This is a genomic window from Sphingopyxis sp. BE235 (assembly GCF_031457175.1).
GTDB lineage: Bacteria > Pseudomonadota > Alphaproteobacteria > Sphingomonadales > Sphingomonadaceae > Sphingopyxis.
In genome coordinates this window covers 485,891-512,509 of record NZ_JAVDWC010000001.1, presented here as the reverse complement: position 1 = coordinate 512,509, position 26,619 = coordinate 485,891, and the positions used below count along the sequence as shown (strand labels likewise).

General features: G+C 66.7%; 26 protein-coding genes. 14 read left to right on the top strand and 12 right to left on the bottom strand.

Annotation, left to right across the window (positions count from 1 at the left end; genetic code table 11):
* Positions 1-5 precede the first annotated feature (5 nt).
* Both sseA and J2X38_RS02420 read right to left on the bottom strand, forming a co-directional pair.
* Positions 6-848: a 3-mercaptopyruvate sulfurtransferase gene (gene sseA, locus J2X38_RS02425; RefSeq protein ID WP_310250919.1), complete on the bottom strand. Its 843-nt coding sequence runs from the start codon at positions 846-848 to the stop codon at positions 6-8.
* Positions 849-1,035: 187 nt separating this feature from the next.
* Positions 1,036-2,376 carry a hypothetical protein gene (locus J2X38_RS02420; RefSeq protein ID WP_310250917.1) on the bottom strand — a complete coding sequence of 447 codons (1,341 nt, stop codon included), beginning with the start codon at positions 2,374-2,376 and terminating at the stop codon, positions 1,036-1,038.
* 119 nt (positions 2,377-2,495) lie between these two features.
* On the opposite strand from J2X38_RS02420, the gene queF reads away from it, so the two are divergent.
* Both queF and J2X38_RS02410 read left to right on the top strand, forming a co-directional pair.
* A complete protein-coding gene (gene queF / locus J2X38_RS02415; protein WP_058538838.1) occupies positions 2,496-2,966 on the top strand; it encodes a preQ(1) synthase in 471 nt (156 codons plus the stop codon).
* A gap of 45 nt (positions 2,967-3,011) precedes the next feature.
* Entirely contained in the window at positions 3,012-3,422 is a 411-nt protein-coding gene (locus tag J2X38_RS02410; RefSeq protein WP_310250913.1) for a thioesterase family protein, read from the top strand.
* 58 nt (positions 3,423-3,480) lie between these two features.
* Here the strand turns inward: J2X38_RS02410 and J2X38_RS02405 are convergent, their stop codons facing one another.
* Together J2X38_RS02405 and J2X38_RS02400 are read right to left on the bottom strand one after the other, a co-directional pair.
* A complete protein-coding gene (locus J2X38_RS02405) occupies positions 3,481-3,717 on the bottom strand; it encodes a hypothetical protein (RefSeq protein ID WP_310250910.1) in 237 nt (78 codons plus the stop codon).
* Positions 3,718-3,792: 75 nt separating this feature from the next.
* Positions 3,793-5,079: a cytochrome P450 gene (locus tag J2X38_RS02400; RefSeq protein ID WP_310250907.1), complete on the bottom strand. Its 1,287-nt coding sequence runs from the start codon at positions 5,077-5,079 to the stop codon at positions 3,793-3,795.
* Positions 5,080-5,206: 127 nt separating this feature from the next.
* Here J2X38_RS02400 and J2X38_RS02395 point away from each other — a divergent pair, with 127 nt between their 5' ends.
* Complete coding sequence (locus J2X38_RS02395) at positions 5,207-7,906, top strand: M1 family metallopeptidase (protein WP_310250904.1); 2,700 nt, start codon at positions 5,207-5,209, stop codon at positions 7,904-7,906.
* Between the two features lie 105 nt (positions 7,907-8,011).
* On the opposite strand, the gene J2X38_RS02390 is transcribed toward J2X38_RS02395, so the two are convergent.
* Together J2X38_RS02390 and J2X38_RS02385 are read right to left on the bottom strand one after the other, a co-directional pair.
* Entirely contained in the window at positions 8,012-8,464 is a 453-nt protein-coding gene (locus J2X38_RS02390) for a hypothetical protein (RefSeq protein WP_310250901.1), read from the bottom strand.
* Positions 8,461-10,056, bottom strand: coding sequence for a helicase HerA-like domain-containing protein (locus J2X38_RS02385; protein ID WP_405053420.1), 1,596 nt, complete (start codon positions 10,054-10,056; stop codon positions 8,461-8,463). Before J2X38_RS02385 ends, J2X38_RS02390 begins: the two co-directional genes overlap by 4 nt.
* 403 nt (positions 10,057-10,459) lie before the next feature.
* On the opposite strand from J2X38_RS02385, the gene J2X38_RS02380 reads away from it, so the two are divergent.
* Complete coding sequence (locus J2X38_RS02380; protein ID WP_310250898.1) at positions 10,460-11,014, top strand: nucleotidyltransferase family protein; 555 nt, start codon at positions 10,460-10,462, stop codon at positions 11,012-11,014.
* 123 nt (positions 11,015-11,137) lie between these two features.
* Here J2X38_RS02380 and J2X38_RS02375 read toward each other — a convergent pair whose 3' ends face one another.
* The 4 genes from J2X38_RS02375 to hflK form a co-directional block, all read right to left on the bottom strand.
* On the bottom strand, positions 11,138-11,506 hold the full coding sequence (locus tag J2X38_RS02375; RefSeq protein ID WP_310252664.1) for a VOC family protein: 369 nt from the start codon (positions 11,504-11,506) through the stop codon (positions 11,138-11,140).
* A 120-nt stretch (positions 11,507-11,626) separates the two neighbouring features.
* On the bottom strand, positions 11,627-13,120 hold the full coding sequence (locus tag J2X38_RS02370) for a trypsin-like peptidase domain-containing protein (protein ID WP_310250896.1): 1,494 nt from the start codon (positions 13,118-13,120) through the stop codon (positions 11,627-11,629).
* A 128-nt stretch (positions 13,121-13,248) separates the two neighbouring features.
* Positions 13,249-14,100, bottom strand: a complete 852-nt coding sequence (hflC, locus tag J2X38_RS02365; RefSeq protein WP_058538831.1) for a protease modulator HflC — start codon at positions 14,098-14,100, stop codon at positions 13,249-13,251.
* Positions 14,100-15,257 carry a protease modulator HflK gene (gene hflK / locus J2X38_RS02360; protein ID WP_082639596.1) on the bottom strand — a complete coding sequence of 386 codons (1,158 nt, stop codon included), beginning with the start codon at positions 15,255-15,257 and terminating at the stop codon, positions 14,100-14,102. The genes hflC and hflK overlap by 1 nt, the downstream gene beginning before the upstream one ends.
* Positions 15,258-15,348: 91 nt before the next feature.
* Here hflK and J2X38_RS02355 point away from each other — a divergent pair, with 91 nt between their 5' ends.
* The 8 genes from J2X38_RS02355 to phbB all read left to right on the top strand — a co-directional run bounded on the left by J2X38_RS02355 (position 15,349) and on the right by phbB (position 23,918).
* Positions 15,349-16,338 (top strand): Mrp/NBP35 family ATP-binding protein, encoded by a 990-nt coding sequence (locus J2X38_RS02355; RefSeq protein ID WP_310250892.1) that lies wholly within the window; start codon positions 15,349-15,351, stop codon positions 16,336-16,338.
* On the top strand, positions 16,338-16,760 hold the full coding sequence (locus J2X38_RS02350) for a CoA-binding protein (protein ID WP_037516940.1): 423 nt from the start codon (positions 16,338-16,340) through the stop codon (positions 16,758-16,760). The genes J2X38_RS02355 and J2X38_RS02350 overlap by 1 nt, the downstream gene beginning before the upstream one ends.
* Positions 16,757-17,353 (top strand): hypothetical protein, encoded by a 597-nt coding sequence (locus J2X38_RS02345; protein ID WP_310250888.1) that lies wholly within the window; start codon positions 16,757-16,759, stop codon positions 17,351-17,353. The genes J2X38_RS02350 and J2X38_RS02345 overlap by 4 nt, the downstream gene beginning before the upstream one ends.
* Positions 17,354-17,404: 51 nt before the next feature.
* A complete protein-coding gene (locus J2X38_RS02340) occupies positions 17,405-18,118 on the top strand; it encodes an SIMPL domain-containing protein (RefSeq protein WP_310250885.1) in 714 nt (237 codons plus the stop codon).
* A gap of 75 nt (positions 18,119-18,193) precedes the next feature.
* Complete coding sequence (locus tag J2X38_RS02335) at positions 18,194-20,482, top strand: molybdopterin cofactor-binding domain-containing protein (protein ID WP_310250882.1); 2,289 nt, start codon at positions 18,194-18,196, stop codon at positions 20,480-20,482.
* Positions 20,479-21,450 carry a ferrochelatase gene (gene hemH / locus J2X38_RS02330; protein ID WP_310250878.1) on the top strand — a complete coding sequence of 324 codons (972 nt, stop codon included), beginning with the start codon at positions 20,479-20,481 and terminating at the stop codon, positions 21,448-21,450. The genes J2X38_RS02335 and hemH overlap by 4 nt, the downstream gene beginning before the upstream one ends.
* Positions 21,451-21,544: 94 nt before the next feature.
* Positions 21,545-23,089, top strand: a complete 1,545-nt coding sequence (locus J2X38_RS02325; RefSeq protein WP_310250874.1) for a DUF1963 domain-containing protein — start codon at positions 21,545-21,547, stop codon at positions 23,087-23,089.
* A gap of 106 nt (positions 23,090-23,195) precedes the next feature.
* Complete coding sequence (phbB, locus tag J2X38_RS02320; RefSeq protein WP_137889145.1) at positions 23,196-23,918, top strand: acetoacetyl-CoA reductase; 723 nt, start codon at positions 23,196-23,198, stop codon at positions 23,916-23,918.
* 171 nt (positions 23,919-24,089) lie between these two features.
* On the opposite strand, the gene J2X38_RS02315 is transcribed toward phbB, so the two are convergent.
* Positions 24,090-24,842 (bottom strand): DUF4019 domain-containing protein, encoded by a 753-nt coding sequence (locus J2X38_RS02315; RefSeq protein ID WP_310250871.1) that lies wholly within the window; start codon positions 24,840-24,842, stop codon positions 24,090-24,092.
* A 150-nt stretch (positions 24,843-24,992) separates the two neighbouring features.
* On the opposite strand from J2X38_RS02315, the gene J2X38_RS02310 reads away from it, so the two are divergent.
* Together J2X38_RS02310 and J2X38_RS02305 are read left to right on the top strand one after the other, a co-directional pair.
* On the top strand, positions 24,993-25,535 hold the full coding sequence (locus J2X38_RS02310) for a DUF7010 family protein (protein WP_310250868.1): 543 nt from the start codon (positions 24,993-24,995) through the stop codon (positions 25,533-25,535).
* Positions 25,532-25,777: a ribbon-helix-helix domain-containing protein gene (locus tag J2X38_RS02305; RefSeq protein WP_310250866.1), complete on the top strand. Its 246-nt coding sequence runs from the start codon at positions 25,532-25,534 to the stop codon at positions 25,775-25,777. Before J2X38_RS02310 ends, J2X38_RS02305 begins: the two co-directional genes overlap by 4 nt.
* Here the strand turns inward: J2X38_RS02305 and J2X38_RS02300 are convergent.
* On the bottom strand, positions 25,762-26,619 hold the full coding sequence (locus J2X38_RS02300) for a hypothetical protein (protein ID WP_310250863.1): 858 nt from the start codon (positions 26,617-26,619) through the stop codon (positions 25,762-25,764). The genes J2X38_RS02305 and J2X38_RS02300 overlap by 16 nt on opposite strands.

Here is a 26,619-nt window from a genome sequence, read left to right as displayed (position 1 = left end):
GCCGGTCAGGCCGCGCCGGTCGCCTTGGGCGTCGCGGGGTCGGCGCCCCATTCGACCCAGCTGCCGTCGTAAACCGCGACATCGTCCTTACCGAGCAGGTGCGCGCCGAATGCGACGACGGTCGCGGTCATGCCGCTGCCGCAGGTGGTGATGAGCGGTTTGTCGAGATCGACCCCCGCGGCGTCGAACGCGGCCTTCAGATCGTCGCCACGCTTCCACGTGCCGTCAGCGTTGAACAGTTGGCCGTGCGGCAGGCTGCGCGAGTTCGGGATATGGCCGGGGGCAAGGCCCGGACGCGGATCGCGTTCCTCGCCGGTAAAGCGCGCCGCGGGGCGCGCATCGACAACCTGTTCGGCGGCGCTGCCCAAGTTCGCGAGCACCTGGTCCTTGGTGCGTACCGCCTTCGCATCGCGCCATACGGTGAAGTGACGGTGGCGCAGCGTCTGCTTGCCCATTTCGAGCCCGCGGCCTTCGGCCTTCCACTTCGCGAGGCCGCCGTCGAGCAGCGCGACGTCATGCGCGCCGAACAGCTTCAGGAGCCACCAGCCGCGCGCCGCGCTCTTGAGCGGGCTGTCGTCGTAAAGCACGATGCGGCTGCCATCGCCGAGGCCGAGCGACTGCATGCGGCTGGCGAATTTCTCGGCCTGCGGCGCCATATTGTCGATGTCGCTCGACGGATCGGTCAGTTCGGCGAGGTCCATGAACACCGCGCCGGGGATGTGGCCCGCCTCATATTCGGCGCGCGCGTCGCGTCCCTCGTCGGCAAGGAATTTCGTCGCATCGACGACCCGCAAGTCCGATGCCCCCAGTTCGCGTTCCAGCCAGTCGGTTGAGACCAAGGCGTCCATGTCATGCTCCTGTTGCGACCGGTCGGGAACCTGTTTTTCCTGTCCCTCGCCGGCCATCCTGCTGTGGCTCTGTTCTTTTCTGGGGGAATAGCAGCCTATGCCCCCACCCGCGCTTTTTCAAGCGCAGTCGATCCTGCCCCAGCCGATGCTGCACCGCAACAAAAAAGCAGTGCCGTTTTGAGCCAAACTATTGAGCGCGCTTGACGGCGGTCGAACGCGCCGCGGGCCGATCGACCGTATAAGAAGCGCGGTCGAGCGGCAGCGGCGCGAGCTTTTCGCTCCCGCTCGCACCTTGCTCGCGGCCGAGCACAAAGCTGCCCGCATTCTGGCCGAAGGCGTCGCCCTCGCCGTCCCAATGATAGGTCACGTCGAACGCGATGACGGGGACGAGCATCGGCTTGCCGCCGATCATCAACGGCTCGATCGCGGCGCGTGGCAGCATCACCTCGGTCGACAATTCCTCGCCCGCGCCGGGCGCGAGCATCATATCGTCGCGCAGCACGCTGCCGCCCGCGCCGTCGAAGAAGCGCGCCAGCACCGGTTCGGTCATCGCCGATCCCTGGTTGAGCGCGATGCGGACCATCAGGCCGGTCGCCGCGGTCGGCCCCTGATTCATGAGGTGAAGTGCAAAGCCGACCGCCACATGGTCGGCGGCGAAGCGGATGCTGCGGATGTCGAGCGCCATGCCGATGATCGCGCGCTTTTCGGCCGCCGGGCGCGTGACGAGCGGCGAAGGCAGAGGCCGCTCGGGCGGCGCAAGCGGCGCGCGCGCAGGCTGGGGTGCGGCCGGGCGCGGCGCCACCGGCTGCGTTGGCTTCGGCGCGACGGGCTTTGGCGAAGCCGGCGACGCGGCGCGCTGAACCGGCGGTTTCGGCGCCCGGCGCGGCGCCTCTGGCGATTCGTCGATGGCGGGACCGGCGGGCGCGGCGCGGCGGCGCCAGTACCAGAAACCGGCACCCACAGCCGCCAGCGCGGTAAGCACCCACGCCCAGATCGGCGTACCCGACGGCGCGTCCGCGGGAGCCGCCGCGACCGGCGTTTCGTCGGCGGTAATGGGTGCGGCGTCGGCCGCCGTGGCAGCGGGCGGCGCGGCGGTCTCAAGCGGCGGCAATGCCGGATTGTCGGTCGCAGCGGGCGCCCCCGGGTTTGCGGTTTCCGGTGCGGCCGTACGCGGAGCCGCGACCGCGGGGGCGCCCCGCCGTGTCGGTGCCGGCGCGGGTGCCGGGGTGGCGGCCGCGGGCTGGGTCGGGGCTATGCGCGGCGGCGCCACCGGCTGCGTCGGCGTCGGCGCGGGGGTGGGCGTCGGCGGGCCGCGGCGCTCGCCCGGCGCCACCGGCGGCAAGCCATTGTCCGAGGGACCCTGCACACCCGGCGTACGGCCGTCATCGGCGGGCGGCGGCAAGCGGAAGTCGATCGGGCGGGGCGAGGTTGTGGTGTCCTGTGCACGCGCGGGCAACGCCGCGCTCAGCATCGCCGCCACCAGCGCGAGCGTCGCCACCTGTTCTCGCCCGAAGTTACGCACCGTCATCTTGTCCGCGATCCCACACTACCCATATCTCGCACACGCCGCTGAATTGGCGCTGAACCCTGCCGCTTCCGTCCAACCAGATCGGTGACATCGGCGCCGCTGCGCACTAGAGCCTTTCCATGACCGATTCCAGCCCTACCCCGCTCGCGCCGAAACATCTCGGCCAGTCCAGCGAACTTCCTGCCTCGCCCGAGGCCGCGGTTCTCGACTATGTCCCCAATCCGCGCGCCGGCGAGCTCTATCTCGTCCGCTTCGCCGCACCCGAGTTCACCTCGCTCTGCCCGGTGACCGGCCAGCCCGATTTCGCGCACCTCGTGATCGATTATGCGCCCGGCGAGACCATCGTCGAATCGAAGAGCCTGAAGCTCTTCCTCGGCTCGTTCCGCAATCATGCCGGATTTCACGAGGATTGCACCGTCGGCATCGGCCGCCGCCTGTTCGACGAAATGCAGCCCCGCTGGCTGCGCATCGGCGGTTACTGGTATCCGCGCGGCGGCATTCCGATCGACGTCTTCTGGCAATCGAGCGCGCCGCCCGCCGACCTGTGGCTCCCCGATCAGGGCGTCGCGCCCTATCGCGGGCGCGGATGATAATTCATCTTTCCGTCACAAAATATTGACATTAGTGTCAGCGATATGACCACCGCTTCCCTTCCGCACGACCATGCGATCGCCGTTGGTGCCGACCAGATCGATTTCATGGGGCATGTTAACAACGCCCATTATCTGAGCTGGGTGCAGGAAGCGGTGCTGTCGCACTGGCGCCATATCGCGCCGCCCGACGCGGTCGCGGCGCATTTGTGGGTCGCGCTGAAGCACGAGATCACCTATCGCCGCCCCGCCTTCCTCGACGATCAGGTCATCGCGACCGTCATCCTCGAAAAGGTGCAGGGCGCGCGCGCCTTTTACGAAACGATCATCAAGCGCGGCGAAGATGTGCTGGCCGAGGTTAAATCCTCATGGTGCTGCATCGATGCCGAGACGCTGCGTCCCGCGCGGCTTGCGAGCGACGTCATCGCACGCTTTTTCCCGAGCGAGAAAGCCTAGGTTTCGGGCGTGAAAAAGCCCCCTCCTTGCGGGGAGAGGGCCATTTCCTGCCGCGAATTTACGGGCTTACCGGCTCGTCATCATCGTTGCCATCGACCACCAGCCAGATACCACCGGCGATGATCGCAAGGCCGAGCACGATCGCAATCCAGCTCGCACCTTCGAGTTCGTTCTGACCCTCGGCAACGGACCCCGCACGGGCAGCGTCCAGCGCGGGCGCAGCCGACGCGGCCACCGGCGCAAGGACCATCGACGTCGCCGCGAACGAGATCGCGGCCTTCTTTAAGAGATTCATCGCAAACTCCTTTTTTTACCGGGCTGGAAACGCCGGCCGACGGGCAATGGTTCCACGGCGCCGCGTCAGATGGAGCTAGGCGGCCGCGAACCGGATCGGCAGACGCTTCAATCCGCCGACGAAAACCGATTCGACGCGCGCCGGCTCGCCCGCCAGTTCGAGGTTTTTCAGCCGCGGCAAAAGCTCTTCCATCAATATACGCATCTCCATGCGCGCGAGATGCTGGCCCAGGCAGACATGCGCGCCGAACCCAAAGGCGATCTGCTGGTTCTTCTCGCGGTCGGGATCGAAAGCGAAGGGGTCGCCGAACACCGCCTCGTCGCGGTTGCCCGAAACATAATTGAGCATCAGCCAGTCTCCCTCGCGGATCGTCTGGCCGCCGATCTCAACATCTTCCCTGGCGCTGCGCATGAAATGCTGCACCGGCGTGGTCCAGCGGATCGCTTCCTCGATCAGCCCCGCCTTATCGCTATCGGCGGCACGAAAACGCTCGAACAGCGCCGGGTTCTTCGCGAGTTCCATGATTGCGCCCGCGGTCGACGCGCTCGTCGTGTCATGCCCCGCAGTCGCGACGATCATATAATAGCCCGACATTTCGCGATCAGGAATCTGCTCGCCATTGACCGTCGCATTGGCGATCACCGTCGCAATGTCCTCGCGCGGGTTGGCACGGCGCTCGGCGGTGAGCGCTCCGAAATAATTTTCGAAATCGGCGATCACATAGTTGAGCATCGCGATCGCCTGTTCGGCGCTGGTGATCGCCTCGCGGCTGCGGTTCAGTTCGGGGTCGGTCGGGCCGAACAATTGCTGGGTCAGCATCAGCATGCGCGGCTCGTCCTCGCGCGGGACGCCCAATATATCCATGATGACGCGCAGCGGATAATGCGCCGCAACGTCGCGCGCGAAATCGCACTCTCCGCCCGCTTCGAGCATATGATCGACCGTCTCGCGCGCCAGTTGGCGGACGCGATCCTCGACGATCTTCAAATTCTTGGGCATGAACCAGCTCTGCGTCAGCAGCCGGTATTTCATATGGTCGGGCGCATCCATCTGGACGAGCGAACGAATCAGATGCCCGTCATTATTCGGCGTCGCCGCGCGCGCCAGCGCCTCGCCGTCGCGGTTGGTCAGCACCGTCGGGCGGATGCCGTTCGCGAAACGCTGCGGGTCGCGACTGATCGCCATGATGTCGGCGTGGCGCGTCACCAGCCAGAAGGGGTCGTGATCGTGATTCTCGGCGACAGCGAGCGGCGCATTCGCGCGGGCCCAGGCGAGCTGTTCGTGCAGCGGATCCCATTGGCCGTATGCGACGGGGTCGACGACGGCGGCGGCTACCTCTCCAGGCAATATAGGTTTTGTCATGCAACCAAAGCTGCCTCATCGCGTGCCGTCTGTCGAGCCTCGACGACGGCCTGCCGAAAGGGGGCGTTGCGGGGGCTGGCGCATGCGCCTAGCCCGGACCGCAAAATCATTACCGGGGATCGCAATCATGAAACTCTCGACTCGTCATTTGCTTGTTGCCGCCGTCTCGTCGCTCGGCCTTGCCGCCTGCGCCGCGCAGCCGGGGGTCGAATCCCCAACCCCTCTCGCCGCCGCGACCGCGCTCACCGGCGCACCGCTTGATACCAGCGTGCCGAGCCAGCTGCCGCGGATCGCGTGGCCGGTGCATTATGACATCAGCGTCACGCCCGACGCCAAGGCGCTGCGCTTTACCGGCGACGCGGGCATCGACCTCGAGCTTTACGAACCCTCGGCGACGCTGACGCTGAACGCTCTCGACCTCAGCTTCGAGAGCGCGAGCCTGACCGGCGCCGACGGCAAGGCGATTCCGCTGACCGTCACGGTCGATGCTGCCGCGCAGACGGTAAATTTCAACGCCCCCGCAACGCTCGCGCGCGGCAAATACCGCCTGACCACCAGCTACACCGGGGTGATCAACACGCAGGCGAACGGACTTTTCGCGCTCGATTATCCCGACAAGGTTACCGGCAATGAGGTGCGCGGACTGTTCACCCAGTTCGAGGCGCCCGACGCGCGGCGCTTCGTCCCGAGCTTCGACGAGCCGAGCTACAAGGCGACCTTCACCCTCGCGGCGACCGTTCCCGCGGGCGATCTGGCGGTGAGCAACATGCCCGTGGCGAGCGAAACGCCGGTCGAGGGCGGCAAGAAGAAGGTCACCTTCCAGATCTCGCCCAAAATGTCGTCCTACCTCCTCTTCTTCGCGACCGGCCATTTCGAGCGGCTCGCGGCGAAAAGCGAGAGCGGCGCCGAGGTCGGCATCGTGTCGCCCAAGGGGTCGGGCGAGCAGGCGCGCTTCGCGCTCGACAGCCTCGGCCCCCTGCTCGGCTATTACAGCGACTATTTCGGCCAGCCCTATCCGCTGCCCAAGCTCGACAATGTCGCGGGGCCCGGCCAGTCGCAATTCTTCGGCGCGATGGAAAATTGGGGCGCGATCTTCACCTTCGAGCGCATCCTGCTCGACGATCCGAAGATCACCAGCGAAGCGACGCGCCAGCAGATTTATTCGACGCAGGCGCATGAGGTCGCGCACCAATGGTTCGGCGATCTCGTCACCATGGCGTGGTGGGACGACCTCTGGCTCAACGAAGGCTTCGCGAGCTGGATGGAAACCAAGGCGAGCGACCATTTCCATCCCGACTGGCAGCCTTTGCTCGACCGCGTCGACGGCCGCGAGCGCGCAATGGCGCTCGACGCCTTTGCGACGACGCACCCGATCGTCCAGACGATCCGCACCGTCGAGGACACCAACCAGGCGTTCGACGCGATCACCTACCAGAAGGGCGAGGCGGTGATCACGATGCTCGAAGCCTATGCCGGCGAGGATGTGTGGCGCGGCGGGCTGCAGAGCTACATGGCAAAGCATAAATATGCCAACACGCGCACCGACGATCTGTGGAACGCGGTCGAGGCGGCGGGCGCGAAGGGGCTGACCGCGATCGCGCATGATTTTACGAACCAGCCGGGAATCCCGCTGCTTCGCGTCGGCGCCGTGTCCTGCGCGGGTGGCAACACCACCGTCCAGCTGACGCAGAGCGAGTTTTCGCGCGATCGCAAGGACAGCATCGCCGCCGAAGGCCGCCGCTGGCAGGTGCCCGTGCTCGCGCGCGCCGGAAATGGCGCGGTCGCGCGGCAGGTGGTCGCCGGCGGCACCGGCACGCTCACCCTGCCCGGTTGCGGCCCCGTGCTGATCAACGCGGGTCAGGCGGGCTATTACCGCACCCTCTATTCGCCCGCCGCGCTGGCCGCGCTCCGCGGCGACTTCGCGAAGCTCGCTCCGATCGACCAGCTCGGGCTGCTCGGCGACAATTTCGCGCTCGCTTATGCGGGCTACCAGCCGATGGGCGCCGCGCTCGACCTGCTGACAGCAGTGCCGCACGATGCGAGCCAGAAGCTGCTCGGCGACGTCGCGGGGCGTTACGCGGCGCTATATGGCTATTTCGACGACCAGCCGGCGGTGCAGAAACAGATCGCGGCACGCGGTGCGGCGGCGCTCACGCCCGCGATGGGACGCCTCGGCTTCGACGCGCGTGTCGGCGAACCCGCGCTCGACAGCATCCTGCGCTCCGAACTGCTCGGCGCGCTCGGGACGTTGGGCGACGCCAAGGTGCTGGCAGAGGCCCGCCGCCGCTTCGCGCTGCTCGACAGCAATCCCGCGGCGCTCGACGGCCCCCTGAAATCGCGCTGGCTCGACATCGTCGCGGCGAACGCGAGCGAGGCTGAATGGACCAAGCTGCGCGCCATGGCGAAGGGATCGAAATCGGCGGTCGAACGCAGCGCCTTCTATACGTTCTTGGGCAATACGAAGGACGAACCCCTTGCCAAACGCGCCCTCGACCTCGCGCTCACCGACGAACCCGGCAAGACCGTCAGCGCCTCGATCATCGGCGCGGTCGCGAAGAATCACCCCGAACTGGCGGTCGATTTCGCGCAGGCAAACCAGGCCGCGGTCGACCGGCTGATCGACGCCTCGGCACGCGCGCGCTTCCTCGCGGGCCTCGCAGCCTCGTCGAACGATCCCGCGATGATCACGAAGCTCGAGCGGATCGCGGCGCCGCTGCCCGCCGACGTGCGCAAGCCCTATGACAAGACGCTCGCGTCCTTGAAGGAACGCAGCGTCAGCCGCCCGCGCATCAAGGGCGAAATCGCCGGCTGGTTGAAGGCGAAGTAAGAAAACAATCCATTTCGTCATTCCCGCGAAGGCGGGGATCCCGCTTTGAACCAGCGCTTGAATAAGCGGGATTCCCGCCTTCGCGGGAATGACGAGGGTGGATTATTACTCGGCCGGCTGCGGCGCCCCGACCGGCATCGCGCTTTCCCATTCGGCGCGCGCGCGGCGAATCATCGCCTTGAGCGCATCGGCATGGCGCTGCCACGCGGTCGCCGTCTCGTTGCTCCATGCCCCGCCCGCCGCAGCGCCCAGTTCGGCGACCGTCATGTCGATGAAGGCGTCATATTCGGCGATCGGCAGCGGCCCATAGGCGCGGTGGGTGAAGACAAGCTCGGCGACGAGCGGCCACACCCAGCCTTCGCGCTTCGCCAGCCCGAACATCATCTGCAGCGTCTCGTCGGTCATCCGCCGCGACGAGGCGTCGACGACCATGAAGCTCGCGCGCCGCTCGGGAAACGCAGCAAAGAAGCGGTCGAACAGGGCGTGGCGGATGTCGATGCCGGCGTCGGCGACGGCCGTCAGGCTCGCCTCCATCAGCGCGGCATCGGCTTCGCTCACTTGAACAGGCTGCCCAATATCCCGCGCATCAGCTGGCCGCCGAACTTGCCCGCAACCTGCCGCCCGAGGCTCGTCGCCGCCGAGCGTGCCGCCGACTGGACCATTTTTTCGGTCATCGACGGTTTCGCGGCTTCGCGCGCCGCGGCCTTTTCGAGCCGCAGCCGCTCGCGTTCCTCGGCAGCCTTGACCTTCGCCTCTTCCTTCGCGGCGATCGCCGCCTGCTTGTCGGCTTCGGCCTGCGCCTTCGCCTCGATTGCGGCCGCCTGCGCCTGCTCGGCCTTGGCGGCGAGCAGCTCCTCGGCGCTTTCGCGGTCGATGGCGGTGTCATATTTGCCCTCGACGGGCGAGATCGACTTGATGATCGCGCGCTCCTTGGCGTCGAGCGGTCCCGCGCGCGAGCAGGGCGGCTTGATCAAAGTGCGTTCGACCGGCGACGGCGCGCCGTCGGCCATCAGCAGCGACACCAGCGCCTCGCCGACCTTGAGCTCGGTAATCTCGCGCGCGACATCGACCTTGGGGTTGGGGCGGAAGGTGTCGGCGGCCGCCTTCACGGCTTTCTGGTCGCGCGGGGTGAAGGCGCGCAGCGCATGCTGGACGCGGTTGCCGAGCTGGCCCGCGACTTCCTCGGGGACGTCGATCGGGTTCTGCGTGACGAAATAGACGCCGACGCCCTTCGAGCGGATCAGGCGCACGACCTGCTCGATCTTTTCGGTCAGCGCGGGCGGCGCATCGTCGAACAGCAGATGCGCCTCGTCGAAGAAGAAGACGAGCTTCGGCTTGTCGGGGTCGCCGACCTCGGGAAGCGTCTCGAACATCTCGCTGAGCATCCAGAGGAGGAAGGTCGCGTAAAGCTTCGGGCTCGCCATCAGCTTGTCGGCGGCGAGGATATTCACATAGCCGCGGCCATTTTCGTCGGTGCGGATCATGTCCTGAATGTCGAGCGCGGGCTCGCCGAAGAAATTGGCGCCCCCCTGGCTTTCGAGCGTCAGCAATTGGCGCTGGATCGTGCCGACGGTCGCCTTCGACACATTGCCATATTTGGTGGTGAGCTCGTCGGCGCTTTCGGCGCACCACGACAGCATCGCCTGCAGGTCGCCGAGGTCGAGCAGGAGCAGATTCTGTTCGTCGGCGACGCGGAACGCAATCGCGAGCACGCCCTCCTGCACCTCGTTGAGCCCCATCAGCCGCGCGAGCAGCAGCGGGCCCATTTCGGAAATCGTCGTGCGCACGGGGTGCCCCTGTTCGCCGAACAAATCCCAGAAGATCACCGGATTGTCGCGATAGGCCCATGTCGCATCGCCGATCTCGGCGGCGCGCGCGGCGAAAATCTCGTGCGTCTTCGCGGTCGGGCTGCCCGCCATCGCCATGCCGGCAAGGTCGCCCTTCACATCGGCGACAAACACCGGAACGCCGACCGCCGAAAAGCCTTCGGCGAGCCCCTGCAAGGTCACCGTCTTGCCGGTGCCGGTCGCACCCGCGATCAACCCGTGACGGTTCGCACGTTTCAGCACCAGCGACTGGCGCGGGCCATCGGCTGCGCCGCCCCCGCCAAGGCCGATATAGATTTCGCTTGCCGTACTGCCGTCGCTCACCCGCTGTCCTCCACCTTGAAATGTTGCGTCGAGGTTAGAGCGGCGGGTGAGTGCAGGCAATCGGCAAACCAGCGTGGCCGCCGAAACCAGCACACGGCCAAAAACCGCCGAACTTTACACTGAATTCGCGTTTCGCGGCGGCACGGGGGAACACCGCCGCTGGCGCTAAAGCCACAAAAGCCCCGCACGCGCGAAGCGAAAATGGGGCTTTTGTGGCTTTAACGGATCGCGCCGGCGGTCGGCCCATCGCGCCACGGGCAAGAACAGCAATGGTGTCGGGTCGGGCCATCCGACAGCATAGATCATGGCGGGATATTTTAGGAAAGGCGCTTTCCATGCCCGCCGCCGGCATCGACCGGCGGCGGGCATATCCAATCGCCGCCAAGCACGCTATCTCTTGCAGATGAGCGCTGCGGAGGCCGAGATAATTTCCATCCTGCGCGCCGACCGGCGGCGCTGGCATCTGCTCGCGACGGTTGCGGCGCTCGATCTGCCCGATTGCTGGATCGGGGCGGGTTTTATCCGAAACGCGGTTTGGGATCATCTGCACCAATATCCGCCATCGGCGCCCAATGGCGATATCGACGTGATCTGGTACGATCCCGATCGAACCGACCCGGCACTCGATCGGCACCACGAGGATCGGCTGGCGGCAATCGAGCCATCGGCCCTCTGGTCGGTCAAGAATCAGGCACGGATGCACATCCGTAACGGCGATCCGCCTTATGCTTCCGCCATCGATGCAATGCGCCATTGGCCCGAGACAGCGACCGCCGTTGCGGCCCGACATCATGGTGCCGGCCTCTGCGAAGTCGCAGCTCCCCTGGGCACCGACGATCTTTTCGGCCTGATCTTGCGTCCCGCGGCAAATTTCGTCGACCTGAAGCGCGACGTTTACGACGAGCGACGGCGATCCAAAAAGTGGCTGGAACTCTGGCCATTGTTGCGGGAGGCGTAGGGCGGCGCGTGACCGAATGCCGTCTCCCCAATCATCGTCACCCGGATCAAGTCCGCGATGACGAAAGTGGGGAACATGAACGCCCGCTCCCCACCCCCAAAGCCGAGATCGACCCCGACCCATTCACCCCATGATGAAGGCGTTGAGCTTGTTGCCGTCGGGGTCGCGGAAATAGCCGGCGTAAAACCCCTCGCCGCGCGGTCCCGGCGGACCTTCGCATGTGCCACCATGCGCGAGCGCGATTTCGTGGAGGCGGTGGACCTGGTCCTTGTCCTTCGCCTGCAGCGCGACCATCACGCCGTTGCCGACCGTCGCGACATTGCCGTCGAAGGGCCGCGTCAGCCCGATGCCCGCGCCGCCGCCCGGCTTGCCCCACGCGATGAAGCCGTCGAACTCCATCATCCGCGGCGTGTCGAGTTCGGCGGCAATTGCGTCATAGAAGACCGCCGCCTTTGCCAGATCCTTCGTGCCCAGCGTCACATAGCCAATCATCATCTTTCTCCCGACTCGTTCTTATGAGAACATAATATGAACAAGAACCGCGGCGCGCAAACAAAAAGGGCGCCGGACCCGAAGGTGCGGCGCCCCGTTTGATGGACCGGAAGCCGAAGCCTATTTCACGCGAATCGCGATAAAGGCCGACGGCTGGCCGCGGCGCTGGATTTCGAGCAGCACCGCATCGCGGCCCGCCTTCTTCGCGTCGGCGATGGTCCTGGCGAGCGCCTCGCTCGTCGTGACCGGGGTGCGGTTCGCGCTGAGGATCACGTCGCCGCGGCGCAGGCCCTTGCGGCCGGCGTCGCTGCTCGCCGACGCGGCGCCGATCACCAGACCCTTGGTTCCGGCGTCGACACCCACCGCGCGCGCGATATCGGGGGTCACCACCTGCACCGACAGGCCAAGCTCGTCCTGGATCGCCTTGTCGGCCGCGCCGGTCGGATCCTCGGGTTCTGCCTGCTCGGCCTCGGGGTCGAAATTGGCGCCCGCCAGCTCTTCCTCGGGCGGACGCGTGCCGACGAGGACATTGAGCGTCATCGCCTTGCCGTCGCGGATGATCTCGAGCGGGATGCGCGTGCCCGGCTTGGTGTTCGAGACGATGTACGACAAAGTCTGCTGCGGCGTGACGTCCTTGCCGTTGACCTTGGTCACGACGTCGCCGCGCTTCAACCCGGCCTTTTCGCCCGCCTGTGCGGGTTCGACGCGCTGGATGAACTCGCCGCGGTCCTTGGGCAGGCCGAGCGCCGCCGCGAGATCCTCGTCGACCGGCGCGATGCCGATGCCGAGATAGCCGCGCTGGACCTTCTCGCCCGCGCGCAGCGCGTTGATCACCGGGATCGCCGCATCGGCGGGGATCGCGAAATTGACGCCGATGTTCGCGCCGACGGGCGAGATCAGCATATTGTTGATGCCGACGACATTGCCCTGCAGGTCGAACAGCGGGCCGCCCGAATTGCCGCGATTGATCGCGGTATCGGTCTGGATATAGCGGTCATAGGCGCCGCCCTGCCCGATGTTGCGCTGAACCGCCGAGATGATGCCCGCGGTCACCGTCGAGCCGAGGCCGAGCGGATTGCCGATCGCGACGACCCAGTCGCCGACGCGCGCGGTGCCGCCGTCGGCGAATTTGACGAAGGGCAGGCCGGTCGCGTCGATCTTGAGCAGCGCGAGGTCGGACGCGACGTCGCGGCCGACGATCGTCGCCTTATATTCCTTTTGGTTGGTCAGCGTCACCGTCACCTGGTTCACCGCCTCGCCGCGCGGACCGCCCGAGATGACGTGATTGTTGGTGACGATATAGCCGTCGGCCGAAATCAGGAAGCCCGAGCCGCCGCCCTGCTGTTCCTGCGTGATCGGCTCGCGCGTCCCGGCAAAGGGGTTGAGCCGGACGCCGAGCGTGACTTCCTGCTTGGTCGAGATGTTGACCACCGCGGGCTGCAGCTGTTCGACCAGGTCGGCGAAGCTTTCGGGCGCACCCGAACGCGGAACGACCTTGGCGATTTCGCTCTTCTCATTCTGCGCGACCTGCGCGCCGACGGGGGACTGGGTGACCAGCGCCAGCGCGGTGCCACCCGCCAGCAAGGCCGAAGTGATGCCATAAACATAACGCACGATCGAAATTCCTTTTCGTTCTCGAAAAACTCATCTGCCCCGGCCGCGGCTATCTGCGGCGAATTGGCTGAACGGTGATTGAACATGAACGAGCGCTGCAAGTTCCATTCAGCCGGCAGCCGCCCTCATCAACCGCCGCTGAACCGCTTCAGATATTCATTGTCGGGCGACATGATGATCGACGTCCCGCCCGTGTTGTTTTCACCCAGGAAGGTCTGCCGATAGCTCTGCATCGCGCGGTAGAAGTCATAGAATTCGGGGTCCTTGCCAAAGCTGGCGGCATAGATACGCGCCGCTTCACCATCGGCGCTGCCGCGGATGATCTGCGCTTCCTTCTGCCCTTCGGCGCGGATCGAGATCGCTTCCTGCTGGCGCGCGGTGCGCATGCGGTTGTACGCCGCCTCGAGCGTCGCGCCTTCGGGAAGGTCGGCGCGCTTGATCCGAACGTCGATGATCTCGGCGCCATATTTGTTCGCCTCGCGGTTCAACGCGACCTGGATATTGTCCATCACCGCACCGCGTTCGGGCGACAGCAAGGTCGCAAAGGTGCGCTTGCCCAGCTCGTTGCGCAGCGACGAGCCGAGGATCGTCGCAAGCTGCGCCTGCAATTTATCCTCGGTGCGGATCGCGGTGTACATACGCACCGGATTGGTGATGCGGAAGCGCGCAAAGGCGTCGACCTGCAGGCGCTGCTGATCGGTCGAGAGCACCTGCTGGCGCTCCATGTTCACGCCGAGGATGCGCTTGTCGATATATTGGATGCCGTCGGTGAAGGGCACGCGCAGGACGAGGCCGGCGCCGGACTTGCCGAAATCCTCGCCTTCCTTGTAGCGGTTCACCGTCCGCTCGATCTCGCCGAAGCGCAGGATCAGTGCCTGCTTGTCCTCGGGCACGATCGCCAGCGATTGCGACAGGATGACGAGTATGATGACCACGCCAAAGAGCAGCCGCATCGGGTTCTGGAAGAACGAACCGAACATCATTCGCCTCCCTTCGTGGCGGCTTCAGGCGCCTTGATCCGCTTCTGCACTTCGTTGAGCGGCAGATAGGGGGTCACCCCGCGTGCTTCGACAATCGTCTTGTCGACGTTCGACAACACATTCTCCATCGTTTCATAATAAAGGCGCTTGCGCGTCACTTCGGGTGCCAGTTCATATTGCGCGTAGATCTGGTCGAATGCCGACGTGTCGCCGCGGGCGCGTTCGAGCACCTGCTGCTGATAGGCGCGCGCGAGGTTGATCGCCGATTCGCGTTCCTGCCGCGCCGCGGTGACTTCCTTGAACGCCTCGTCGACCTGGCTCGGCGGGTCGACCTGGCGGATCGCGATGCCCTGGATCATCACCCCGGCGCGATACTGGTTGAGCAATTCCTGCATGCGCTGCTGGACCTGCGCCTCGATCTCGACGCGGCCGGGGCCGATCGCCTGGACGAGGTCGAAGTTCGCGACCGTCGCGCGCATCGCGCTTTCGGCGACTTCGCGGATCGTGCCTTCGGGATCGGCGAGCTGGAAGAAAAACAGCTCGGGATCGCGCACCGACCAGCGGACCTCATAAGCGAGGTCGACGATGCTCTGGTCGCGCGTCAGCACGAAATTCTCGTCGGTCGCGTTCGGCGAGCCGACCGCCATCGTGCGGATCGCGCGAACGTCCTCGAGGCGGATGCGCTCGATCGGCGCCGGCCAGGTCAGTTTCACGCCGGGCCCGACGGTGCGCGAATAGCTGCCGAGGCGCGTGACCACGCCTTCCTTTTCGGGCGGTACGATGTGGAAGGAGGAGAAAAGCACCCACGCGGCGACGAGCGCGAGCACCACCCATTTCCAGAGCTTCGCCGAATCGCCGAAATTGAACGGGCTGCCGCCGCCCGAGCCGCCCCCGCCGAAACCGCCGCGTCCCTTGCGCAGCAATTCGTCGAGCGCCGAGGGGCCGCGCGGCTTTTGCGCGCGCCGCTGGTCGGCCGGATCGGGCGTGACCCACGGGTTGCGCGGGCCGGGCTTTTTGCCATCACCCTTCCCGTCATCATCCCCCTTGCCGGGACCGCTGCCCCAGGGGCTGTTGGCCATCTGGCTGATCTGATGGAAAAATTGCCGCAATCCTCTCGGGCTGCGGCGTCCCATGCTGCCGTCAATCTTGTCGTTCATAAGGCTTTTATAGGGTCGGCGGCCGCGATTAACAGGGGGTGCGCACGAAAATGGCTGGCAAACGCACCAATCATGCCTATCTGCCGCGGACATGACCGAACAAAGCGCCGATATCGCCCGCCTGACCGCCGCTGCCGCCGACCTCAGTGGAGGACGGTCGTCAGGCCTGCGAATGCTCGACGATTCGGGATTGCTCGCGGTGGTGCTCGATGTGTCGGGGCTTGCCGTCGAAGAGCGCCAGCCGCTGGAAGACAAGCTCCGCGCCGGCCTGCTTGCCGAAACCGGGGTGCGCGAGGTCCGCATCGCGATGACCGCCGAAAAGAAAGCGATGACGATCATCGCGGTTGGCAGCGGCAAGGGCGGGGTCGGCAAATCGACCCTCGCCGCGAACCTCGCGGTCGCGCTGCGCCGCCTCGGCGTGAAAGTCGGGCTGGTCGACGCCGACATCTACGGGCCTTCGCAACCCCGATTGATGGACAGCGAGGGCGTGAAGCCCGAAGCGCGCGGATCGAAGCTGGCCCCCGTCCCCAACGCCTATGGCGTGCCGATGCTCTCGACCGGCCAGATCGCCGCGCCCGGACAGGCGATCGCGTGGCGCGGCCCGATGGCGGGCAAGGCGCTCGAACAGCTCGTCGACGCAAGCTGGGGCGACATCGACACGCTCGTCGTCGACCTGCCGCCGGGCACCGGCGACGTCCAGCTGACGATGATCCAGCGCCACAAGCCCGCGGGCGCGGTGATCATATCGACCCCGCAGGACCTGGCGCTGATGGACGCGACGCGCGCGGTCAGCCTGTTCGAACAGGCCGACGTGCCGATCATCGGGCTTGTCGAGAATATGGCGGGCTATGCCTGCCCGCATTGCGGCGAGGTCAGCGACCCGTTCGGGTGCGGCGGCGCCGAAGCGGCGGCAAAGACGATGGGCCTCGACTTCCTCGGGCGCGTGCCGCTGTCGATGGGCATCCGCCTTGCGAGCGATGGCGGCGTGCCGCCCGCGGCGGGAACCGATCCCGCGGGCGAGCCATTCCATGCGATAGCGGCGAAGGTTGCCGACTGGCTGAACACACGAAAGGGGCGATAATGGCGATCAACGACGAAGGCGAAATCCGCGAACTGCTCGGACAAAAGCGCCGCATCGCCGTCGTTGGCGCGTCGCCGAACCCGGCACGCCCGTCGAACGGCGTCCTCGCCTTCCTCGTGGGCCAAGGGCATGACGTGATCGCGGTGAACCCCGGCCACGCCGGCAAGACAATCCACGGCGCGCCCGTCGTCGCGACGCTCGCCGACGTCGAACCGCCCGCCGAGCTCGTCGACATTTTCCGCAACAGCGCCGACGCCGGCACCGCGGTCGACGAGGCGATCGTCCATGGCGCGAAGGCGGTGTGGATGCAGATCGGCGTCATCGACGAAGCCGCGGCGAAACGCGCCGAGGCCGCGGGACTGACCGTCGTCATGGATCGCTGCCCCAAGGTCGAGATCCCGCGACTCGGCCTGCTGAAGTGAAAGCCGCGCTTTCGCTGCTCACCGCGACCATGCTCGCGGGATGCGCCACGACTTCCGTCGCCAACAGCCCGCAGGATGCGTTTTTCGAGGCGCTTTCGGCGCGCTGCGGCCAAGCCTACGCCGGCAAGCTCGCAAGCGATCAGGAGGCCGACGCCGAGATGCGCGGCAAGGCGATGGTGATGCACGTCCGCCATTGCACGCCCGACCGGATCGAGATTCCCTTTCACATCGACGGGCTGGCCGAAGACGGCGGCTGGGATCGCTCGCGGACATGGGTCATCACCCGGACGCCCGCCGGCCTCCGCCTCAAGCACGACCATCGCCACGCCGACGGCAAGCCCGACGCCGTCACCCTCTATGGCGGCGACACCGCCGATGCCGGGACGGCAACGCGCCAGACCTTCCCCGTCGACGCCGAATCGATCGCGATGTTCACCGCAACCGGCCGCAGCGTTTCGAATAGCAACATCTGGTCGGTCGAAACGACGGACGCGGGCTTCACCTACGGCCTCGACCGGCAGGGACGGCATTTCCGCGTTGCCTTTGATTATGCGAAACCGGTGACGCCGCCGCCCGCGCCCTGGGGTTGGTAAGGAACCGATTCCCCCGTCATGCGCTAGGTCGCATCGAACGGGAGAAAATATATGCGCACCCAGACCCTTATGCTGATTCCTTTGCTCGCGCTCGGCGCGTGCAGCGAAAAGGCGCCCGACCCGCGCGGCGTCGGGCATGACGAGACGCTGCTCTCGGTCTCCGCGACCGGCCGATCCGAAACGCGGCCCGACGAGGCGCGCTTCACCGCCGGCGTGAGCACCATCGCGGCGTCGGCCGAAGCCGCGACGCAGCGCAACAATGAAACGATGACCAAGGTGACCGAGGCGCTCAAAGCCTTTGGTGTCGCGGGCAAGGATCTCCAGACGCGCCAGCTGACCGTGAACCGGATCGACTGGGGCGCCAACAAGGGCAAGTATGAAGCCGTCAATCAGGTCGAGGTGCGGATGCGCGCGGTCGACAAGGCGGGCGAAGCCGTCGCCGCGACGACAGAGGCGGGTGCCAATGTCCTGTCGGGGCCGACGCTACGCGTCTCCGATCAGGAAGCTGCGACCAAATCGGCTTACGCCGCCGCCTATCGCGCCGCGCGCGCGCGCGCCGACGCTTATGCGGGCGCCGCGGGGCTCAAGATCGACCGGGTGCTGACGATCCGCGATGGCGGCGACAGCGCGCCACCGATGCCTTATGCCGGCGGCGTCGCTTATGAGGCCGCTGCTCAATCGGCCAACGCCGCCCCGCCGTTCAATCCGGGGGTCAGCGAATCGCAGGTTTCGGTGCGCGTCGACTTCGCTTTGTCGGAGAAATAGAGCGCAACGCTGGCGGCCGCGCGAAAGGCCGATTTTCTTTGCGCCGATTCGCACCCCTGACTATCAGCAGCGAGCATGGCCGGCATTCGCGACATCGTGGGGAAAGATAAATCGCGCCTGCCGCACGTCAGCCGCCGTTCGCTGCTGGTCGGCGCGACCGCGGCGGGCGGGCTGGCGATCGCGTGGAGCCTGTGGCCGCGCGATTATCAGCCGAACCTGACCGCCGCGCCCGACGAGCATATGTTCAACGCCTTCCTCAAGATCGGCGACGACGGCCACATCAGCGCGATCGTCCCGCAATGCGAGATGGGGCAGGGCGTCACCACCTTGCTGCCGCAGATCATGGCCGACGAACTCGGCGCCGACTGGCGGACGATCGCGGTCGAGAGCGCGCCGATCAACCCGCTCTATACCAACACGCTGCTGATCGACGAGGATAGCGCGGTCTTCACCCCGCGCGCCGGTGTTCCCGATTTCGTGTCCGATGTGCGCAGCTGGGCGCGCCGCGAATGGGCGGTGCGCCACGCGGTGATGCTCACCGCGAACAGCTCGTCGGTGCGCATGTTCGAAGCACCGTGCCGCGCCGCGGCGGCGCAGACGCGCGCGCTGCTGATGATGGCGGCGGCCAATCGCTGGGACGCCGACTGGGAAGAATGCGACACGCAGGACGGCTTCGTCACCCATGGCAAGAAAAGGCTGCGCTTTGGCGATGTCGCGGCGGCCGCGGCGCTGCTCGAACCGCCCGCCGAGCCCGTCTATCGTGCGAGCAGTTCGGACCCGCTTTACGGCAAGGAGCTGACGCGGCTCGATCTGCCCGCCAAGATCGACGGCTCGGCCAATTATGCCGGCGACATCCGCCTGCCCGACATGGTGTTCGCGGCGATCCGCCAGGGCCCGCTCGGCGCGACGCGGCTGAAAAGCATCGACCGCAAGAAAGGGCTCGGCTCGCCCGGCCTGCTGCATGTCGTCACGCATGAGCGCTGGGTCGCGGCGGTCGCGCGCAACTGGTGGGCCGCGAACCGCGCGCTCGACCGCTTCGCGCCCGTCTTCGAAACCGAAGGCACCCCGATTTCGACCGACCGGATCGACACGGCGCTGAAATCGGCGCTGAAGGACGAGGGCTATCGCATCGCAAGCGAAGGCGACGTCGCCGAGGCGATGGAAGGACGGCAAAAAATCGCCGCCGAATATGCCGTCGCGCCCGCGCTCCACGCCGCCATCGAAACGCGCACCGCGACCGCCGCGCCCGACGGCGACGGCCTGCGCGTCTGGGTCGCGACGCAGGCGCCCGCGCAATGCCGCGATGCGGTGGCGCGCGCGACGGGGCTGGCGCCCGCCAATGTCACGCTGTTCCCGATGATGGCGGGCGGATCGTTCGACGCCTGCCTCGACCACAATGTCGCGGTGCAGGCGGCGATCATCGCGCTGCAGGTAAAACGCCCCGTCCAGCTCGCCTGGTCGCGCGCCGAAGAGATTATGCGCCTGCCGCCGCGCGCGCCCGCGCGCGCCAAGCTGACCGCCACGCTCAACGCCGCGGGCGGGATCGACGCACTCGTCACGCGCATCGCCGTTCCCTCGACCAACCATGAATTTCGCGACCGGCTGTTCGACAACACGCCGGCGGACGTCGCGCAGCGCGCAGCGGCGGGCAACCCCGATGCGGCTGCGGTCGAGGGCGCGGCGAGCAGCTATGCGATCCCGCACTTCGCGGTCGACCATTGCCCCGCCGACATCGGCCTGCCGACGGGGCGCTGGCGCGGCAACGCCGACAGCTACACCGCGTTTTTTACCGAATGTTTTATCGACGAAATGGCGGCGCGCGCCGGAACCGATGCGCTATCCTATCGCATGGCGATGCTCGGCAATGCGCCGCTGCTCGCGCGCTGCCTGCTCACCGCGACCAGCCTCGGCGGCTGGGAAGGCGGATTGTCGGGGACCGCGCAGGGGCTCGCGTGCCATGCAATGCGCGGCAGCCATATCGCGCTGATGGCGACCGCGCGGCCAAGCGAGCGCGGGCTGCAGGTCGAGCAATTGGTCGCGGTGGTCGACGCCGGGCGCCTGGTGAACCCGACGATCGCGCGGCAACAGATCGAGGGCGGGCTGATCTTCGGCCTCGCCGCCGCCGCCGGCGCGACGACCGACTATGAAGGCGGCCTCGCGACCGCGCGCAAATTGGGCCAGCTCGGCCTGCCCGACCTGTCGCAAACGCCGCAGATATTGGTCGAATTCGTCGAGAGCGACCGCGAGCCCGGCGGGCTCGGCGAAATCGGCGTTCCCGTCGTCGCCCCTGCCATCGCCAACGCGATGTTTGCCGCCACCGGCCGCCGCATCCGCCGCCTGCCCCTTTCGGCGCACCCGCTGTGAGCGCGCCGCCACAGATTGGCGTTCTGCTCGTCAACCTCGGCACCCCCAATGCCCCCGACGCGCGCTCGGTACGGCGTTATCTTGCCGAATTCCTGTCCGACCGCCGCGTCGTCGAAATCCCGCAAATCCTGTGGCAGCCGATCCTGCGCGGGATCATCCTGACCACCCGCCCGAAGAAATCGGCGCATGCCTACGCGCAAGTGTGGACCGACGAAGGCTCGCCGCTCGCCGCGATCACGCGCCGTCAGGCCGAAGCCTTGCAGGCGGCGTTCGGAGAAACGGTGCGGGTCGCTTATGCGATGCGCTACGGCGAACCGGCGATCGGCGCGGCAATCGATGCGCTGAAGGCGGCGGGATGCGACCGCATCCTCATCGCACCGCTCTATCCGCAATATTGCGCCGCGACGACCGCGACCGTCGTCGATGCGGCGGGCCAGCATCTGCAATCGCTGCGCTGGCAGCCGACGCTGCGTTTCCTGCCGCCCTATCATGGCGATGCCGCCTATCTCGGCGCGTTGAAAGCGTCTGTGGAGGAGGGACTGGCCGCGCTCGACTTCACCCCCGACGTCCTGCTCGCAAGTTTCCACGGCATGCCCGAGCGCACGCGGACGCTCGGCGATCCCTATCACGACCAGTGCCAGGCGACCGCGCGCCGGCTTTCGGAAGCCTTGGGGCGCCCGATCGAGGTCAGCTTCCAGTCGCGCTTCGGGCGCGCCAAGTGGCTCGAACCCGCGACCGACACGCGCCTCGAACAGCTCGGCCGCGAGGGGCGGAGTGTCGCCATCTTCGCGCCGGGCTTTGCCGCCGATTGCCTCGAAACGCTCGAAGAGCTCGCGATGCGCGGCAAGGGCCAATATGCGGACGCCGGCGGCAAGGATTTCGCCTATCTCCCCTGCCTCAACGCCGATGCGCCCGGCATGGCGATGCTCGAGAGCCTGGTCCGCCGTCAACTCGCGGGCTGGCTCTGATCGCGGCCGCTTACCAACTGTTTAGGTCCATGCGCTAAATTGATCCGACACGGTGCGGAAAGCTTCTTGAACCGCGCCATTTTGGAGATTCGCGATGAACGAGGTCGAATCGGCGGTGCTGATGCTCGCCGGAGTGACGCTGGCCCTATTGGCGATCGGCTTCGCCATCTGGTGGTCGCGGCGACCGCGCACCGCACCCGCCGCGCCGCGAGTTCCGCGCGAGCCCCGTGAAATCCGCCTGCCCAAACTCTCGCGCAAAACCGCACCCGAATATGAGGAGGTCGAAATCTCTCCCTCACGGCTCGCGCGGATCAGCCGCAAGACGCCGCTCGAAATACCGGCCGAGGCCGAATATGAAATCTCGCCCGAGCCCGTCGCCGTTGCCGAACCCGTCGAGGTTGCCCTCGAACCGGTGATTTCCGGGGTCGAGGACGAAGCGCATCGGATCGAGAAGGCCGATATCGAAGAGGTCACGCTTCGCCTCATTCCCCAGATTCCGCCGCGCGACGCCATATCGACGAACAGCTGGCTCGGTGGCCGCCCGCACCTGCCCGCGGGCATGGAATGGCCAAGGATCGACGATCAGCCAGCGGATTTTCTGGCGCAGATCAGCTGCGCCGACCTGCCGCAAGACCTGTGGGGTGGACTGGGGCCGCGCGACGGCGCGCTCGCCTTCTTCATTCACCGCCGCAAACATGCGCTGCGCGTCCTTCACCTGCGCGATACCGGCATGCCCGTTGCACCGCCCTTCACGCTCAACGATCCCGAGGGATGGTTCGGCCCGCATGGCGGCCTCGCTTCGGGCGATCTCGCCTCCTTTGCCGTGCGCGCCTTTCCCGAATGGCCCGTCGACCTGGTCGCCGTCCGCGCGGGCGATGCCGATCCGCGCAGCGAAGGCGATCCGGATGAGCCCGGTGCCGCGCTCCACGATCGCGGCTACGACATCGCCGACCCCGCCTTCCATCCCTTCGACTGGGGCAGCATGACCGCGATGGTCGCGCTGCTCGAACAGCGGCTCGACCGGCTGATGACCGAAGCGCCTCCCGAGGCCGACACCGACAATCCCGGCGAAATGGAACAATGCGCCGCGCTCAACCGCGAAGCGCGCGCGCGCGCCGAAGAGATTATCGCGATCGTCCGCGACGGCGCCGGGCGCGCCGATTTCTCGGCCGGCGACGCAACGGCGGTGATGGCGGGGCTGCACGCGATCCGCTGGGTCAAGGTGATCCGCTCGACCGACCCCGAAACGGGCGCCGAACAGGTCGAGACGATCACCCTGCCGCTGACGACGCACCGCGCCGATGCGAATCTTTGGGTTCACGACTATCAGACGATCCTGTTCGATCGCGCGAAACATGCCTGGTGCGCCAATCCCGACAATCTGTCGGCGCCGGCGCGCGCGCTTTTCGAGCCCTGGTGGCGCACCCTGGCCGAGCGCGAGATGGCGGCGATGGGGCATGAGCCCTTTCGCCACGTCCCCGATTATGACGAGGAACGCGACGCGGTTTTGCTCGAATTGCCGACCAGCGGATTGATGAGCCGCATCTTTGGCGACCGCGACAATCTGGTGGTGACGATCGACAAGGCCAACCTTGCGATCGGCGATTTTTCGAAACTGCGTGTCCAAGTGAGCAGCTAACCGCCTCTATCCCTTGAATAGCTTTGCGATTGACGTTCCGGTAAACTTGCGGCGGCCGCTTGCGCCGCCTAGTCATGGTCCATAACTCTGTGGGAGAGAAGGATTTATGGCACGCATCGCAATCGTTACCGGTGGCAGCCGCGGCATCGGGGAAGCGATTTCCCTGAAACTCAAGGAACAGGGCGTCACCGTCGTCGCCAACTATGGCGGCAATGACGAAAAGGCGCGCGAATTCACCGACCGCACCGGCATCGCGGCGATCAAATGGGACGTCGGCGACCATCAGGCATGCCTCGACAGCTGCGCGCGCATCGCCGAGGAATTCGGCCCCATCGATATCGTCGTCAACAACGCCGGCATCACGCGCGACGGCACGCTCGCGCGCATGAGCTATGACGACTGGGACGATGTGATGCGCGTCAACCTCGGCGGCTGCTTCAACATGGCGAAGGCGACCTTTGGCGGCATGGTCGAGCGCGGCTGGGGCCGCATCGTCAACATCGGGTCGATCAACGGCCAGGCTGGGCAATATGGCCAGGTCAACTACGCCGCCGCGAAATCGGGCATCCACGGCTTTACCAAGGCGCTGGCGCAGGAAGGCGCCAAAAAGGGCGTGACGGTGAACGCGATCGCGCCGGGCTATATCGACACCGACATGGTCGCCGCGGTCCCGCCGCAGGTACTGGAAAAGATCGTCGCGAAGATCCCCGTCGGACGCTTGGGTCAGGCCGACGAGATCGCGCGCGGCGTCGCCTTCCTGTGCAGCGAGGATGCGGGGTTCGTGACCGGATCGACCATGTCGATCAATGGCGGGCAGCATATGTACTGACGGGCCGAGGGCGCCAGCAATGTCGTTCGCGCCAGCGAACGGCGAGCTGGAAACCGGTGGCGAAGCCACGGCCCGGCACGGCCAGCGGGGCGGCGATCCGGAAAGATCGCCGAACCCGTCTGACGATAGGCGGCGGCTTTGCCGTCGCCCACCAAGCCGCCCGCATTCCCCCTACTCGATCGTACACCCCACCACGCGCCACGCGCCGCCCTCGCGAACCAGCGACAGCGTTTCGATCGCCCCCGCCTTGTTCGCATAGCTCGTCCGGAACTTGACGAGCTGATAGCCATAGGGAGGCGCGGGCACAAATTCCTCGCCGATCAGTTCGCGCGAGACGACCGCGCCGAGCGGCGTGCGCACCGTCTCCGACACTTGGGCCCACCGCTCGCTGGTGTTAAGCGATTTGAACGCCTGCCCCGTCGCATTCCAGCTGCCGTTCCAGTCGCTTTTGTCGGTGAGGGCAAGCCACTGCCGCGCAGCCTGTACCGCGGCGGTTTCGGCGGCGGGCGCGGCGGAAGCAGGCTTCGGCGCAGCAGACGGCGCGGCGGTCCCCGACAGGGACGCGAGAGCATAGAAAGCAAGGCTGATCGACATGAATATTCCTCCGGCTATCCAGCCGAAGCGGCGCGACATGCGCCGCGTCCCGGCCGGTGCCCGAAGCCCTTCCATGTCCGTGACGGCGGCCGCATCCCCCAAAACCCTGTCCGCCAGAAATTGGGGGTCCTGCCGTTCGATCTCGCGCAGCTGCCGCGCCGCCTCGCGGCTGCTCGACGCCGACATCTTGCGCCGCGCATCGCGCAGCCGTTCGTTGATCGTGTGGACCGACAGTCCCAGATGCCGCGCCATCGATTTCGCGTCATGGCCATCGACGAGCAGGCGCAACGTCTCTTTTTCTTTTTCGGTGAGCGCCTGAAGTCCTGTCATAAGCCTGTCTGCATTCGCGCCGGATCGGCTGGCCGGTTTACAGAGCGCGGAAATGCCCTGCCACCCCAAATAAATCGTACCCCGATTTTGGTCGGCGCGGCGGCGCGGCTGTGGCCTTGCCGCCGCGAATCAAGCCGCTACACCCGGCGCATGACCGACGCCTCACTCCCTGCCGCCCAGCACGACCTCGCGCGCGCTTATGCCGGCGGCGCCCCCGGCGTCCTCGTCTCGGGCCTCGTCTGGCTGATCGCCGGAACGATATGGCAGCTTCACGGCACCACGGCCGCCTTAGCGGCGCTCTTTTTCGGCGGCATGACGATCCATCCGCTCGGTGTCCTCATCGAACGCGCTGCATTCAAGGCACCCAAGGCCACCATCGGCAAGCCGCTTGAAACGCTCGCGATCGAGGCGACGATCCCGCTCTTCGTAGGCGTGCTGATCGCATGGGTGCTACTCGTCCGCGCGCCCGACCTCGCGATCCCGACCTTCGCCGCGATCGTCGGCGCACGCTATTTCCTCTTCCGGACGATGTATGGCGACATCGCCTATTGGGCGCTCGGCGGCTCGATCCTGCTCGTCGCCGCACTCGCGCTGTTCGGCATCGGCCTTCCGCTCAACCTCGGCTTCCTCGTCGGCATCATCGAACTGATCGCCGCCGCGTGGATCCTGCGGCGCTGGCGCGCACGCCGTTGAACACGCCGCTTCATCCGCCGGTCAAGCGCTCGGTGACGATCGCGGGTCACCCGACCTCGATCAGCCTCGAGCCGATGTTCTGGGACGCACTCGAAGCCGAAGCCGCGCGGCAGGCGCTCCCCGTCAACGCGCTTGTCGCGCGCATCGATGTCGAGCGGATGGAAGCCGACGATCCGCCGAACCTGACCTCGGCGATCCGCCAGTGGCTGTGGCGCAATCGGCCGGATCAGATCGCGCCGTAGACCGCCAGCCCGAACGCCGCGCCCTTGTCGGGCGCGTGATGCAGGAACAGCGACGGTTCGATCAGTTCGAGTTCCATGATGTGGAGCGTGCCCGCGGCGTCGCCGACCATGTCGACGCGCGCATAGACTGGCGCGGCTGGCGCGGCGGCCAGCGCCGCCGTGGCGAGGGTCTGCGCGGCGTCGCTCGCGTCCCACGGCTCTTCGCGCCCGCCGAATTGCTCCTGCACGCGAAAATCGCCCGCGGCCGGACGCTTGACGATCGCATGGCTGAACTTGCCCGCGAAGAAGAAAAGCGAAAATTCGCCCTCGGTCAGGATGCCGGGCATCAGCGGCTGGACCAGCCGCCGCGCGCCCATTGCGTCGGCGGGAATCGGTGCGCCCGGCGCGATGCGATGCGTTCCGTCGGCGCCGCCCGAGATCGCCGGCTTGATCACGACCTCGTCGGTCGCGAGCTCGGACATCGCTTCGCTCAGGCTCGCGTCGTCGAGCGCCGCGACCTCGACCGTCGGCACAACCGCGACACCCTTTGCTCCGAGTTCGCCAAGATAGGCTTTGTCGCTGTTCCAGCGCAGCACCGGCACCGGGTTGGCCACCGGCAGGCGCGCCTCCTCCATCCGGTCGAGTAGCGCGTACCAGCCTGCGACATCGCGCTGATACCCCCACGCGAAGAGCGGCAGCACCAGATCAAAACCCGACAAATCGCCGGGATTGGTCCACACGCGCTGTTCGACGATCAGCCCGGCCGCGGTCAGCGCCGCCGCCTTGCGGGCGAAAGCGGGCTGCCACTTCTCGTAATAGTCGGGCGCCGGGACGAGGATCGCGACGCGGGGCTGGAACAGCAT